Origin of the sequence: uncultured Methanobrevibacter sp. (assembly GCF_902769175.1) — an archaeon.
In the GTDB taxonomy this organism is placed as follows: domain Archaea; phylum Methanobacteriota; class Methanobacteria; order Methanobacteriales; family Methanobacteriaceae; genus Methanobrevibacter.
In genome coordinates this window covers 1-14,767 of the sequence record NZ_CACXNW010000044.1, presented here as the reverse complement: position 1 = coordinate 14,767, position 14,767 = coordinate 1, and the positions used below count along the sequence as shown (strand labels likewise).

General features: G+C 29.2%; 13 protein-coding genes. 8 read left to right on the top strand and 5 right to left on the bottom strand.

Going from position 1 to position 14,767, the window contains the following annotated elements; all coding sequences use genetic code 11:
* The first annotated feature begins 238 nt into the window (after positions 1 to 238).
* From QZV12_RS12760 to QZV12_RS12745, 4 genes are all read left to right on the top strand, one after another.
* A complete protein-coding gene (locus tag QZV12_RS12760) occupies positions 239 to 988 on the top strand; it encodes a hypothetical protein (protein WP_295622435.1) in 750 nt (249 codons plus the stop codon).
* A gap of 24 nt (positions 989 to 1,012) precedes the next feature.
* Positions 1,013 to 2,188, top strand: a complete 1,176-nt coding sequence (locus QZV12_RS12755; RefSeq protein ID WP_295622433.1) for a right-handed parallel beta-helix repeat-containing protein — start codon at positions 1,013 to 1,015, stop codon at positions 2,186 to 2,188.
* Positions 2,189 to 2,264: 76 nt separating this feature from the next.
* Positions 2,265 to 3,347, top strand: a complete 1,083-nt coding sequence (locus QZV12_RS12750) for a right-handed parallel beta-helix repeat-containing protein (protein WP_295622431.1) — start codon at positions 2,265 to 2,267, stop codon at positions 3,345 to 3,347.
* On the top strand, positions 3,292 to 3,798 hold the full coding sequence (locus tag QZV12_RS12745; protein WP_295622429.1) for a hypothetical protein: 507 nt from the start codon (positions 3,292 to 3,294) through the stop codon (positions 3,796 to 3,798). Before QZV12_RS12750 ends, QZV12_RS12745 begins: the two co-directional genes overlap by 56 nt.
* Before the next feature lie 162 nt (positions 3,799 to 3,960).
* On the opposite strand, the gene QZV12_RS12740 is transcribed toward QZV12_RS12745, so the two are convergent.
* Complete coding sequence (locus QZV12_RS12740) at positions 3,961 to 4,149, bottom strand: hypothetical protein (RefSeq protein ID WP_295622427.1); 189 nt, start codon at positions 4,147 to 4,149, stop codon at positions 3,961 to 3,963.
* A 360-nt stretch (positions 4,150 to 4,509) separates the two neighbouring features.
* The gene (locus QZV12_RS12735; protein ID WP_295622425.1) at positions 4,510 to 5,181 is read right to left on the bottom strand and encodes a histidinol phosphate phosphatase domain-containing protein; all 672 of its coding nucleotides are present in this window, start codon (positions 5,179 to 5,181) and stop codon (positions 4,510 to 4,512) included.
* Between the two features lie 381 nt (positions 5,182 to 5,562).
* Here QZV12_RS12735 and QZV12_RS12730 point away from each other — a divergent pair, with 381 nt between their 5' ends.
* From QZV12_RS12730 to QZV12_RS12720, 3 genes are all read left to right on the top strand, one after another.
* Positions 5,563 to 6,609 (top strand): pantoate kinase, encoded by a 1,047-nt coding sequence (locus QZV12_RS12730; protein ID WP_295622423.1) that lies wholly within the window; start codon positions 5,563 to 5,565, stop codon positions 6,607 to 6,609.
* A 137-nt stretch (positions 6,610 to 6,746) separates the two neighbouring features.
* Positions 6,747 to 7,277 carry a class I SAM-dependent methyltransferase gene (locus QZV12_RS12725; RefSeq protein WP_295622421.1) on the top strand — a complete coding sequence of 177 codons (531 nt, stop codon included), beginning with the start codon at positions 6,747 to 6,749 and terminating at the stop codon, positions 7,275 to 7,277.
* A gap of 354 nt (positions 7,278 to 7,631) precedes the next feature.
* Positions 7,632 to 8,354 carry a DUF4012 domain-containing protein gene (locus QZV12_RS12720; protein WP_295622419.1) on the top strand — a complete coding sequence of 241 codons (723 nt, stop codon included), beginning with the start codon at positions 7,632 to 7,634 and terminating at the stop codon, positions 8,352 to 8,354.
* Between the two features lie 426 nt (positions 8,355 to 8,780).
* Here QZV12_RS12720 and QZV12_RS12715 read toward each other — a convergent pair whose 3' ends face one another.
* From QZV12_RS12715 to hisD, 3 genes are all read right to left on the bottom strand, one after another.
* Positions 8,781 to 10,103: an NAD(P)/FAD-dependent oxidoreductase gene (locus QZV12_RS12715; protein WP_295622417.1), complete on the bottom strand. Its 1,323-nt coding sequence runs from the start codon at positions 10,101 to 10,103 to the stop codon at positions 8,781 to 8,783.
* Positions 10,104 to 10,320: 217 nt separating this feature from the next.
* A complete protein-coding gene (gene aspS / locus QZV12_RS12710; RefSeq protein ID WP_295622415.1) occupies positions 10,321 to 11,643 on the bottom strand; it encodes an aspartate--tRNA(Asn) ligase in 1,323 nt (440 codons plus the stop codon).
* Between the two features lie 292 nt (positions 11,644 to 11,935).
* The gene (gene hisD / locus QZV12_RS12705; protein ID WP_295622414.1) at positions 11,936 to 13,213 is read right to left on the bottom strand and encodes a histidinol dehydrogenase; all 1,278 of its coding nucleotides are present in this window, start codon (positions 13,211 to 13,213) and stop codon (positions 11,936 to 11,938) included.
* A 790-nt stretch (positions 13,214 to 14,003) separates the two neighbouring features.
* Between hisD and QZV12_RS12700 the strand changes: the two genes are divergently transcribed.
* Positions 14,004 to 14,309, top strand: coding sequence for a UPF0058 family protein (locus QZV12_RS12700; RefSeq protein ID WP_295622412.1), 306 nt, complete (start codon positions 14,004 to 14,006; stop codon positions 14,307 to 14,309).
* The last annotated feature ends 458 nt before the right edge of the window (positions 14,310 to 14,767 follow it).

Below are 14,767 nucleotides of genomic sequence, written 5' to 3'. Positions count from 1 at the left end.
ATTTCATTTTTTTTAAAAAATAATTTAATAAAATATTAATATCATTAAAGAAATAAATAATGTATAATTTAAATTATTTAGTTAAGTATTGATATATAAATGATTTATAAAAAAATTTGGTTGAACACTTATTAAAATCGGTTGGGGTGTAATTATTTTTAAAAAGGATTATATTTTAATTTCAATCCTCATCCTATTTGTTTTAAGCATTGGATTTGCTTCAGCTGCAGAAATTGGATTGGATGATGGAAATTCTGGGATTTATGATGGCAATGGTCCAAATGAAATAATTTCAGTTCAGTCATCTGACTTTGAAACAACAGATAATCCATTGGAAATCCAATCTGAAAGCCAGTTAACAGATGATGGGGATGGCGAAGAGGATAATGAAAATGACAATGAGCTAAATGATGGAGATGGCGAAGAGGATAATGAAAATGACAATGATTTAATTGTTTCAGGAAATACATTTGAAGACATTCAAAATGCAATATTAATTTCCAAAGCCAATGATACAATAAAATTAAACGGCACATATAATGGAAGCGGAAATTTCATCTATGTCAATAAGAACCTAATCATTGATGGACAAAATTCAGTCCTTGATGCTAAAGGCTTGTCTTCAATATTTGTGTCTGAAAAGTCAATTACCTTAAAGAACATCATTTTTAGGAACACTAAGGAAAATGCCGCAATTAAGATTGAAGGCAATGCAACTTTTATCAATTGTACCTTTGAAAATAATAAATGTTTGGCACTTGATTGTAAGAATAACGTAAAATCTGATTGTGTCAATATAATTAATTGTATTTTTAAAAACAATAACATGGCCTTAAAATCTGTTGAACTTATTTTAAATATAGAAAACACTCTGTTTAACTCAAATAAGGTGACCGGCTGGAATGAGGCAGTCATAACAATCCTTGACACTAAGGAAAGCGCTTCAAAATTATCAATTAAAAATTCTTCATTTGTTTCCAATACTTGAGAAGTTCAGACTTTCTATTTTCTTTTGAACAATAATGATTCCACCAATATTATCAATAATTGTACATTCAATAAGAATAAGGTTGGAGATTATGGAGTTATCTATTTGGAAAAGGGAATCTTAAGCATTATGAATTCCATATTTGGAAATAATGCCAAAGTGATTTGCACCAATGTGCCTAATGATTATGATGGTTCCCAAAGGAAATTAACCATTAAAGGTTCCATTTTTGAAAACAATTCTAAATTTGTCCTTGACAATAATGCAAACTGTGTGATTGATTCATGCACATTTAGAAATAATAGTGGATTGATAGAGGATTATTATGCTTTGACCATTAAAAATTCAAATTTCTTGAATAACAAAGCCGCTTTAAATATTTGGGTTTACAATACAGTAAATCTAATCAATTTAACATTTACAAACTCAAATAATAATGTGACAGCAGTCTATTCTGAAAACAGCAATTTGAAGGTTACAAACTGCACTTTCAAATCTAACATTGAAGCAGCTATAATCAGCGGCAATAAGGTCAGCATTACTAAAGGCAACAGGACAACAAATTACACCAAGGTACTTTCTTTCACTAATGATTTAAAGTCCTTCTACTTTGTCAAATACAGTCCTGTAAAATTCATTACAACATATCAGTCAGGTAAGGCATATAATGTTAAGGCTATTTTAGGAAGCAATGGAAAATCATGCGCTAATGTAAAGCTTGTTTTGACTGTTAATTTAGTAAAGTATGAGTATGATGATTTCTTTGCAACTACAAATTCCAAAGGAATTGCATCATTTAAGCTATCCAGATTGAAAGTAGGCAATTATAAGGCTGAAATCAGCGCTTTTGCATATAAATGCTATTCAAATGTTATCTTCATGACTGCTGCATCCACATTGCAGATTAAAAAGGCAGGAACTATTGTTTATGCTCCTTATGTAACTGCAAAGGCTAAAAGATCCAATTACTTTAAAGTCACTGTTAAAAATTCAGCCTCTAAAAAGGTCGTTCCAAATCTTAAGATAAAGCTTAAGGTCTACACTGGCAAAAAGTACAGGATTTATACTGTAAAAACCAATAAGAAGGGAATAGCAAGTTTCAATACTAAAAACCTTAAAAGAGGTAAACATACAGTTGTCATCAGTTCTGGAAACAGCAATTATATAATTTCAAAAAGGAGTAGAATCACAATTAAATGATCATTTTAAATAAGGATTAAATGGATATAATAATGTCAAATGATAAAAAAGGAAAACTAATTTATGGGTGAGGAAAATGTCTAGGAAAAATTTAATTATCATTTCAATTTTCTTATTATTCATATTAAGTGTTGGGATGGTTTCTGCTTCAGATGATGTTTCTTTTGATTCAGCGCAGGAGGATGCTTCCATAGATTCCAATCTCTTGGGGGATGCAGGAATTATGGAAAATATTGTCTCTGAAGGAGAAAATGATGATGGAGATGATGCAGATCTTGATTCCAATGCAAATTCAGAAATTCCCGTTGATGAAAAAACATTTGATGCCATTCAAAATGCCATTGCCCACGCTAGTGAAAATGATACAATCCTATTGAATGGAACTTACACTGCTACTGAAAAGAATATGGTTATAGTCAATAGGGCAGTTACAATTCAAGGTGTTGACAATGCAATACTTGATGGAAACGGTTTCAAGGTCAGATTTAGAATTAATTGTCCAAATGTAATATTTAAGGGAATATGCTTTAAGAACTTTAGCTTGGAGGACAATGAAACTGGAGTCATCGTTACAAAAAATGGTGTTGCTGTCAGCAATTGCAGTTTCATAAACAATACAGCTATATTTTCAGCAATCTATGCAACTGGAGGTATCAGCAATATTACAAACTGTAGCTTTTCAAGCAATTCAAATAACATTGGAACAATTTTCTTAAATAAGACAAGTGCAGAGATTTCCAATTGCAGATTTGATGGCAATAAAATCATATATGAAAATGATGATTATGAACTTGTTGATGGGGAAATGCCATATGGATTGATTGCTTCACTTAAGTCTAAAGTGATTTTAAGCAATTCCGATTTCTATAATAATAAAATGTGTGGAATAAGCGCAGTATTAAGCAATTGTTCTGTGACAAATTGTAATTTCAACAAAACAGAATCTCCTGTGTATTTGTATAATTCCAATTCAACTGTTAAAAATTCATTATTCACAGCACTTAAGTCTGGAATAACTGTTTGTGGTGGAAACAATACAATTGATGCTTGCAGATTCATAAAGAATACAGGAACTTCCATTTTAATAGATGGGGAACTTGCATATGAATGCAAGCATTTATTTAATATGCAATTCAAATTTCACAGACAATACAAATAAGAATGGCGCTTCTGCGATTCATATTTTTGATTCAAAAGCAAGTATCCTCAATTGCAATTTCAGAAACAATTCAGTCTCTGCAGATGAAGGGGTAATATTCCTTGATACAACTAATTTAGTCACTGTTGCAAGAAACAACATCACTCAAAAATTCAAGGAAGTGGTTGTTTTAAACAATGCATTAAATCCTTATCCTTACGTTACTTTTGTGGTAAAAAACACTTTCACTACCAGCTATAAGTCTGGAAAGATTTTTACAGGTAAAGTAATTTATGGATTCACTAAGGCTCCATTTAAGGGATTCCCTGGAATCGCTTACATTCAAAAAGGCAACAAAGCGTATTGGGAAGATTTCTACACTGATAAAAATGGTGTATTTAAGATAAACTTTTCCAAATATGCCGTAGGAACATATAAGGTCACATTTGCCCTTAGCCCTGATGGTTCTTAAGATCTCTCTTGGAGAGGAGTTCGCGCTAAAGCAACTGTAAAGATCACTAAAGGAAAAACCATTGTTTCTGCTCCTTATGTAACTGCTAGGGTAAAAAGAACCAAATACTTTAGGGTTACAGTTAAAAATGCAGTTACTAAAAAAGTCATTCCTAATCTTAAATTAAAACTTAAGGTCTATACTGGCAAAAAGTACAGAATATATACTGTTAAAACCAATAAGAAGGGAATAGCAAGTTTCAATACTAAAAACCTTAAAAGAGGAAAACACACAGTTGTTATAAGTTCTGGAAACAGCAATTACCTTGTTTCTAAAAAGAGCAGAATTACTATTAAATGGTAATTCCCTCACTTTTTTCTTTTTTTAATAATTTTTTATTTTCTTCTTTTTTTAAAATTAATTTTTTTTATTTATTTTAGATAATCTTTCTTTAAAATTAATCTTTTTTTATTTATTTTAGATAATCTTTCTTTAAAATTAATCTTTTAAAAATAGTCTTTTTGTATAATGATTTTTTTTCTTTTTTCTAATGAAATGGTGTAATCCATCAAATTGAATAAAATAAAGAAAATCTAACTTAATAAAAACAATAGCATAAAATTAAATAAATAGTAAAAATAAGAAAAATAAGAAAAATTGTAGTTTAAGAATAAAAATAATTAAAATAAAAAAATAGTTGGAATATTTAAAATAAAAAAATAGTTGGAATAATTAAAGATTTATTCCATGTCTTTTTAGTATTTTTCTAGGATTATCAACAATTGCCATATGAATTTCTTCTTTAGTCATTCCTGCTCCTAATCCTATTTCAATTGACCTTTCAAAGGTAATTAAGTCATCTGGAGAATGGGTGTCTGTATCGATTACAAGATCATTTCCAACTTCTCTTGCAATATTTGCTACGTGACCATTTCCTAAGCAGTGGCCTTTTCTAGCACTGATTTCTAAAGCCACATTATTCTTTTTAGCTATTTCTGCCTCTTCTTTAGTAATTAAACCCGGATGGCCTAAAATATCGATATCCTTACAGTTTACAGCAGCAAAGTTAGTTCCTTCAACTACTGGTTCATTTAATGTTTCTCCATGAACAACTACAATTTTAGCACCTAATTCACGGGCTTTTTCTGCAAGTTCTGGAATGGATTCAACTGGTGCATGTGTAATTTCAGCACCTAAAACCACTGTAATTTCCCAGTTTTTGTTAATGTCATCAATTGCATCACTTATGTCTGAGATGGTGTGGATATTAGAGTAATCAACATGGTCAGTAATGGCTATTACTTCATGTCCCATTACAAGAGCTCTTCTTGCAAGCTCAGAAGGTAAGAGTTCACCGTCACTGAATAAACTGTGCATATGTAAATCAATTCTTTTTTGAGTCAATAATATCTCTCCTTTAATTGAAAATAATAATTTCTATTAAGTATTAAATATTTAATATTTAACTTTTCAATATTTTACTTGTTAATATTTTTCTTTTCAATATTTTACTTAATATTTAATTTTTCAATATTTAATTCTTCAAATCTTTTTAAATTAATCATTTTAAATCATTTAAAAATTCTTTAATCATTTCTTAAAATTATAAAATTTTATAAATGTTAAAAATCTAATTTATATTGTTAAATTGTAAAAATCAATTCTTATGATTAATTGAATAATTAATTGCAATAATCTAATTGATATTTATAATTTTATCCTTATAATTAATAAATTATTTTATTAATGCTGTTTACAATCAATTAAAAATTAAAAAGTGTTAAAATGATTTCTGTATTTGTTCCATCCCATATAACCGGTTTTTTTAGTATCTTTGATAATGAAAATCCCTTATTGAAGGGATCATTAGGTGCTGGAGTGCTATTGGATAAAGGTGTTATCACCGAAATTGACCAAAAAGAAAATTGCGATTTGAATAAGGAGTCCAATAGTGAAAATGGGTTATCCATTTTAATTAACGGCAAAAAAGATGATTATAATGAGGTCATTATTCTAAAAACAATTGAACTGATGGACAAAGACTTAAATAATGCAGATGTTAATTTTAATTTAGAAAATATTATATTGAATCAAACAATACAGGTTCCAATAGGATGTGGATTTGGAACTTCTGCTGCATCTGCCTTAGGGACAGTTATTTGCATAAACGAACAATTCAATTTAGGCTTGTCAATGGAAGAATGCGGTCAGTATGCCCATTTAGCTGAAGTTTCACTTGGAACAGGTCTTGGAGATGTGATTTCAGAATTGTCTAAAGGCATAGTTCTTAGAACAGAAGTTGGAGCTCCAGGTTATGGAAAAGCAAAATCCATTGTTCCACATGAAAAAACAGGTTTTGGAGTATTTGAATCATTAAAATCAGATTTTTATGTAATCACAAAAACACTTGGTGAGATATCTACTGCCTCAATTATAGAAGACCCTAAGCATAAGAAACTCATCACTCAAGTCGGATTGGAAATAGGTGAGGAATTCAACAAAAAAGATGATGGCATCGTAATCGGATCTAAGTTCAAATCCAAGTTTAATGTTGCGGTAGATAATGAATTCAATGAAGAGGAAACAATTAAAAAGTTTATGAATGCTTCTTTAAAGTTTGCTAAAAGCACTCATTTAATTAATGATGATCTCTTAAAAATAGTTCATAAATTGCATGGCAGAGTCCTTGGAAGTTCAATGGCAATGCTTGGAAATACTGTTTTTGCTATAGCAAATGAAGACCAAAAATTAAAATTGGAAGTTGAATACTACAATGAGTTTGATTTTTATAAAATGAACACTGAAGGAATCAAAATAATAAATAAAGATTGATTATTTTTAAATTTGGGATTAAATTTAAAATTAAAGTTTAATTAAAGTTTAAAGATTATATTAAAAATAAGTTAAAAATTATGTTATAGTTAAATAGAGTTTAAAATCAGAGATTAAAAATCAGTAAAGGGGATATTATGATAAAGCTTAGTTATGATATGAAGGTTTATAGGCAGCATTTAAGAGAAGTTTTACAAAAGACTGACAATGTTGTGGAACTAGGTTGCCATGTAGGAAAATCCAGTGAGTTGATGCTATATAGACTGACTACAGGAACTTTAACAAGCATTGACAATAGTCCGGAAGCTATAGAACCTATGGAAAGGCTTTCAAGATATAATGATAATTTCAAATTCATAAGTGGGGATGTAAGACTTCATGAGACTTTAGAGGAAGTTGCTAAGTCAATTGATAAATGTGATGTATTATCTATTGATTTAGGTGGAGGTTATCATCCAGACACTGTTTTTAAAGTTTATTATATATGGTCTTCTACTTTAAAGCCAAGAGATGTTTTAATCAGAAATCAAGGTTTGATTGACTTTGTAAACAGTGTGGAATATGATGAGGAATTCCAATCAAATGAAGGTTGGCTTGAAACATGTGGAGATCATGGAATCCCTCCTCAAATTAAGGAATTCAGTCTTTGGACTGATAAAATAGAATAATTTCCATTGAATTATATTTTTTTTTTAATTTTTTTCATTAGTCTATTTTTTTATTTTATTTTATTTTATCATGTAATTATGATACTTTTACTTTTTTTATAATTAATATTATTTTATGTAATCATTTAATTAGGATATTTTTAGCATTTATGCACCTATATTTTTTTTAATTTTACCTAAAAATTTATATATTCTAAATTAGGATATTTTTAGCATTTATGCACCTATATTTTTTTTAATTTTACCTAAAAATTTATATATTCTATAAATATATTTATAATATAGAAAATTTATATATTATATTAATGTAAATTTACTTTAATTAATTTAATTTTATTACAAGGAAGGAATATTATGAATAGAAAACAAAAACTTATTATAGCAATTCTTTCTGTTATTCTTATTTGGTTATTAATAGTTATAGGAACCTTTTTCGTAGGAGGTCCTGACTTAACCGCAGAAAATAAAACTATTTTAGTTATCGCTGCCGATAAGTATGAACAGCCAGGTGGTGGATGTGATATGGCATTCATCATTAAATTAAAAGATGGACATTTGAAAAGCTATGACCCATTCTATCCTGGTGGTATGACTCACCCATCACAACCGGCCCCTGGAGGCTTGGGAGGTAATATGAGATTCCACGATTCCATGTGGAATGGTGTGGATCAAGGTATGGATTATGCTAAAGAAATTGTAGAAGCACGTAATGGAACTCATATTGATGCAGTAGTTCTTATCTATGATGAAGGAATAGATAATATTATTGATACTGTAAGACCTCTTGAAGTTGATGGTGTAGAAACAAATCTTAGTGCAACTGATATTATTCGTTCAAACGATAATTATGCTGGATATAAAGGTAGAGAAAATATTCAGACAGGATCTATGAATAGGGCAGATGCCATTATGGTTTTAGTTAAAGCTCTTGCAAAAGCTGCTAAAAATCCAGATAAAAAACAAAAAATGATTTCACAAGCTTTAGATGAGTATAATAAAGGAAATATCTATATGAAACCTAAAGGATCCTTTGCACGTTTACTCGCTACAAAAGGTTTTGAATCTATTGGTGGATAAATTCAATTGATTTATCCATTTCTTTTTTTATTTTTTTTTAAATTTTTTTAATTGTCTTTTTTTAATTTATTCTTATCTATTTTTAATTAATTTTTACTAAATCTATCTTTTATTAATTTTTCACTATAATCAATTTTTTAGGATTTCACGTTTCTATTAGTTTTCTTTTGCTTTTTAAAGCAAAAGTCAAAAATAAGTATTGCTATTTGTGATGAATATTAGAGATATAAAATAAGTTTTTTTTATGATGAAAATTTGAGAGTATATAATCAGTATTTAATTTAATTCAATGAAAATTTGAGTATTAGAAAAATAGATTTTTTTAAAGGTATTTAATTTTTTAAAAATGAAAATAGATTTTATTAAAGATATTATAAATTAAAAAAAGGAAAATGATATTTTAAAAATAAAAAAAATAAAAATAGTTTATTTTAAACTGTTAGCAGCTTCTTGACCTGCTAAATAACCAGTTGAAAATGCTATTTGCAAATTATACCCTCCAGTAGGTCCAGCAACTTCAAGAACTTCTCCTGCAAAATATAATCCGTCAACAAATCTTGATTGAAGAGTTTTAGAATCAATCTCTTTTGATTTGACTCCGCCAATAGTGACCTTAGCAAGACCCATTTCCAATGATTCAATTTCAATAGAATGTCTTTTAAGGTTTTCAGCTAACTTGTTTTTGTCCTTTTTAGTGATATTAGCCATTGTCTTGTTAGGGCTTATATCCAATTTCATAAGGAAATAATCAATGAAGTTGTTTGTAAGGAACTTTTTCATATAATTCTTAATCTTTAATGTACCCTTGTTAGGAGTATCTTCAGTGATTTTTGCTTTAATATCCTCTTCAGTTAAATCTGGGCAAAAGTCAATTGTAATCTTATCTGTAAACAACTCAAGCTCTTCCAATTCCTCATCATCCTTTAAGTTCAAATCATCATCTAAAATGCTGAACTTTGACTTTTCGATTAGTGGATTGCTTAAATCAATTACAGCAGGTCCAGTCAATCCAAAATGGCTAATCAAAACATCTCCATCAACGGATATCTTTTTCTTTTTGTCCTTAAATGAAAGCTCTACATTGCTTAAGGTCAGTCCGCTTAAGCTTCTAAGCAAAAAGTCATCAACATCAAATGAAACAAGCCCTGGCTTGATGTCTGTTATGCTGTGATTCATCTTTGATGCTATCCTATATCCATCTCCAGTGGAACCTGTGCTCGGGTATGTAATGCCTCCTGTAGATACTATAATCTTTGATGCATTTAATGATATCTTATCATTTTCTATTAAAAATACTGGTTCCATCTTTTCATTTAATTCATGCTCAATATCATTTGCATTAATTGGACAAGATGTATGTATATCTACTTCTAATTCTTCAAGATATTCTAACAAAACATCTAAAATGTCTTGGGCATCTTTACTGTCTGGGAAGACTCTCTTATTGTCTTCTTGGTGAAATTCAAGGTCCTTTTCTTCAAAGATTGCAAGTAGTTTTTCTTGAGGCAATGTGTATAATGCATGTTTCAGGAAGTTTTTGTTCTTCTTGTAATAGTTTAGTTGATCATGGATTGGGGTGTTGTTTGTTATATTGCAACGGCCTCCTCCAGTCATGAGAAGCTTTTTGCCTAATGCATCATTCTTTTCTAAGATGCATACATTTTTAGGGCCTAATTCCTGTGCTGCCTTTATTGCAGCCATCATACCTGATGGCCCTCCTCCTATAATTGCTACTTTGTATTCCTGCATGTTATTACCTTGAATTTTTTTCAGTCAGTTTTAAAAAAGTTGTTAAAATCAGTAAAATTAGTTTAAAAATAGTTTTTTTTTAATTTGATAAAAGAAAAATAAATAAGATAAATAAAGTAAATAAAGATTAATCATTTTTTTAATTTTTTGATTATCCTTATTTAGTTATTTATTCATTATTTTAGTTTTTATTTTTATTTTATATGACTTCATTAACTTATGGAGTTAATCTGTGTCTGTCTCTTGGGAAGAGAACAGTTTCTCTAATGTTTTCAACACCAGTTAAGACCATAGCTAATCTGTCTGCACCTACACCCCAACCTGCGTGAGGAGCCATACCGTATTCGAATGCTTTCAAGTAGCTGCCGAATCCATCAGGGTTTAAGTCTCTTTTAAGCATTTGTTTTACTAAAAGGTCGTATTGGTGAACCCGTATAGAACCTGATGAGATTTCTAGGTTTTTGTACATTAAGTCGAAAGCATGACTGATTTCAGGTCTGTCTTCGTAAGGCATAGCATAGAAAGGCTTAATTGCTGATGGCCAATCGGTTAAGAAGTAGAAACCTTCTTGGGTATCTCCTAAAGCTTTTTCAGCTTCTCTGGATAAGTCTTCTCCCCATTCCATGTCAACTCCTTTTGCATTGATTATGTCTACTGCATCATCATATTTAACTTCTGGGAATGGACCTTCAGGAATAGCGCTTAAGTCATATTCTAAAATTTCCAATTCTTTTGCACAGTTTTCTTTAGTGGATTTGAGTACTGCGGTAATTGCACCATCCAATACTTTCATTACATCCACATCATCTGCAAATGAAATTTCACAGTCGATGGAAACTGCTTCGTTTAAGTGTCTTAATGTGTCGTGCTCTTCAGCTCTGAAGATTTGGCCGATTTCAAATACCTTGTCAAATCCAGCACCCATCATCATTTGCTTGTATAATTGTGGGGATTGTCCGAGGAAAGCCTCTTTTTCAAAGTAAGTGATTGGGAAAAGTTCAGTTCCTCCTTCAGTAGCGGAAGCCACAAGTTTAGGAGTGTTGATTTCAATCATGCCTTGTTCATAGAAGTAGTCACGAATTGTTTTGAACATGTTTGCTTTAATCTTAAAGATAGAGCTTACATTTGCTTTTCTTAAGTCAAGGAATCTTGAGTTTAATCTGGTATCGATTTCAGCTTTTACCTTTTCAGTTGGATCCATTGGCAATGGCTGTTTAGCTGGGTTTAAGATGATGACTTCTGCAGGGATGATTTCCACACCATTTGGTGCTTTTCCTGCATCTTGAACAGTACCTCTGATTGCAACTACAGATTCTTTTCTGAGAGCTCTTAAATCATCTAAAATGGATGCATCTACTTTTTTGCTTGGTGCAGTGATTTGCACTAATCCATCTCTGTCTCTGATGATTACAAAGATAATTCCACCTAAATCTCTTATTTCATGTACCCAACCCATAATGAGGACTTCTTCCCCACTGATTTCAGGGTTTACGTCTTTTGAATAATGAGTTCTTCTTAAGTCTCCTAATAAATAATCCACGTTATCGCCTCGATTATATTAAATAATTTTTTTTAAATTTATAAGTTTTATAAATTTTATAAGCTTTATAATGTTATAATTTTATAATTTTTATAAAATTTTTAGGTTTATAAATTTTATAAGTTTTATAATGTTATAATTTTATAATTTTTATAAAATTTTTAGGTTTATAAATTTTATAATTTTATAATTTTTATAAGCTTTAAAAGGTTATAATTTTATAATTTTATAAATTTCATTAATTTTAGTTTAATTAATTATAATAATTTATATTATCTTAATTTATTTAAATTTAGTTTTTATCCAATCTTACCTTCACTGAATTTGCATGTGCATAAAAGCCTTCATATTCTGCAATTGGAATAACTGTTTTGGATAGCTTTTCAATTCCTTCCCTTGTAAGGGTTTGAACAGTAGGCTTCTTAATAAAGCTTTCAGTGGAAAGTCCTGAATACATTTTAGCTCCACCGCTTGTTGGCAATACATGATTGGTTCCAGAACCGTAATCTCCAGCAGCTACTGGAGAGTATTTTCCTAAGAAAATGGAACCTGCATTTTTAATCCTATCAAGCACAGCCTTGTCATCTTCAGTGCTGATGATTAAATGTTCAGGTGCATAAGTGTTTGTAAAATCAATAGCATCATCCATATTTTCACAAAGAATGATATGTCCGTGCTTTTCTAGGGATTCTTCTATAATTTCACTTCTTACAGCTTCCTTAGCGAACTTTTCAATCAATTCTTTTGCTTCTTTAGCTATTCCTTCATCATCGGTAACAAGGAAGCATGATGCTTCAGGATCATGTTCCGCTTGAGAAAGGAAGTCATGAGCAAGATATTTTGGCACAGCTGTTTTGTCTGCCAAGACTAAAACTTCAGATGGTCCTGCTGGGAATTCAATATCCACATCACCATAAACCAATTTTTTAGCTCCTGTAACAAATACGTTTCCTGGACCTACGATCTTTTCAACCTTTTCAATTGATTCAGTTCCATAAGCCATTGCAGCAATGGCTTGAGAGCCACCGCATTTGTAGATTTCATCTGCTCCAGCTAAATCTGCAGCAACTAAAATGGCATCCATTATTTTACCGTCAGCTCCTGGAGGTGTGCAGCAAATTATTCTTTCAACTCCAGCTATTTTTGCTGGAATCACTTCCATTAAAATAGATGAAGGATAAGCAGCCCTTCCTCCTGGAATATAGCAGCCGACTCTATTGATAGGCCTTATTATTTGACCTGCAGTAATTCCTGTGTCCACTTCCATAAACCATTCTTCTGGAATTTGAGCCTTATGGAATTTTTCAATATTTAAAGATGCCCTTTCAAGCGCTTCAATAAGATTCTTATCTAAGTTATCATAAGCTTCTTTAATTTCATCTTTAGAAACTTGCAAATCCTCTAATTCAGCCTTATCAAACTTGGCAGTATATCTCTTTACAGCTTCATCCTTATTTTCCTTAACATCCATAAGGATGTCTGAAACTATTGATAGGATTTCATTGATGTCTGCCTGTGATCTTTTGATTAGTTCATTTGCAGTTTCCTTATCATACTTTAGAATTTCCATTCTACCACTCTTGCTAAATAAAAATAAAATAAAATAATATTATATATTTAATTAGTTTTTGTTGTTAATGCTTATTTGACAAATCCATGTCATGAGTTTTTCAATCAATTTCATCAGTCAAACGAATATCAAAGCTATATTATATTCACATTTCATTATATGATTTCATATAGTTTAATATAAGCATAATTTATAACATAATTAATTATATTTTTTATATTTTATATACATTGTTAATATTATAATGATTATCTACAATTTTTTTATCATTTTTTTAGTATTTTTTCTGTTATGATCTTTTTTTCATTATGCATTTTGAAGCTCAAAACAATTTTTGGAAATTGTATTGTTTAATTCAACTTAAAGATTAATTTGATTAAGTATATATTTGTCAATTTTTTCCATATCTTATTGTGAATTTTCTATTATTTTTTAAAAAATACTTATTATTTACCAATTCTACAAAAAGATTTATATATTTTTGATACAAAAAATTAAATATAAAAATTTATATAGTTAAACATAAATTTTAAATACAATTGTGTTTAAAATACTATTAACAAAAAATAAATCAAAGTAAAAGAATTTATGTTTCATTGTGAAATTTATATGAGGATTTAGTTGCAAGTAGTTTAAATCCATAAAATGAATGTAAGTTTCCTGGTATTTGGATGAAATGTATCCTCTTGATTTGGTTTTGTTATGTGTTTTTAGGAATTCAAAAATAAAATTTTGATTTGTTTACTTAGAAATTATTTATAAAAATTTTAAAATATAGGAAAGGTATTATATGTATAAAGATGAAATGATACAATTACATCAATTTTTAGTATATGTTTTAAAATATTTAGACACTGATAATTCTGCTCATGAATATTGTGAGGAATACCTTGCATTGAACATTAGTCCTCATCACATTCACAGAACTAAGGCAGAACATAAACATGCAATTTTTGTTCTTTCTAACACTATTTCTGAAGTAATTTTGAACAAGGAAGAAGATTCAGTACCTCCAAATGCTTCAAATGCTTTAAGAGATCTTTTAAGAAGGTCTAAGAAAGAATTAAAAGCGGCTGAAGCTGCTCAATCCAAATAATTCTTTTTTTTTAATTTTTTATAATTTTATTTATTTGTTTTTTCTTATTTTATTATTATTTTTCTTGTTTTCCAGTTTTTTGTACCTTTTTTAATTTAGTTATTTTTTTCAAATCTTTTTTTTTAGATTTTTTTTACCTTTTTTAATTTAGTTATTTTTTTCAAATCTTTTTTTTTTAGATTTTTAGTACCTTTTTTTGTTATTTTTTTCGATAAATACTAAGTTTTTTTTATTATTTTTAAGATTGCTTTTTTTATTCTTTTTTTAGATTTTCTGATTTTGTTTAGTTTTGTTATTTTTTTCTATTAAACTAATTTTTTTTACTATTTTTGAGGGTGTGTAACGATTATGGCCCCCACTCACTTTTTTTCTTAACTTATTTTCCTTTAAATTTATATACAATGAAGTACAATCTATTATTATAGAAATAAATAATTTAGGTTGTGTATTTTATGGTT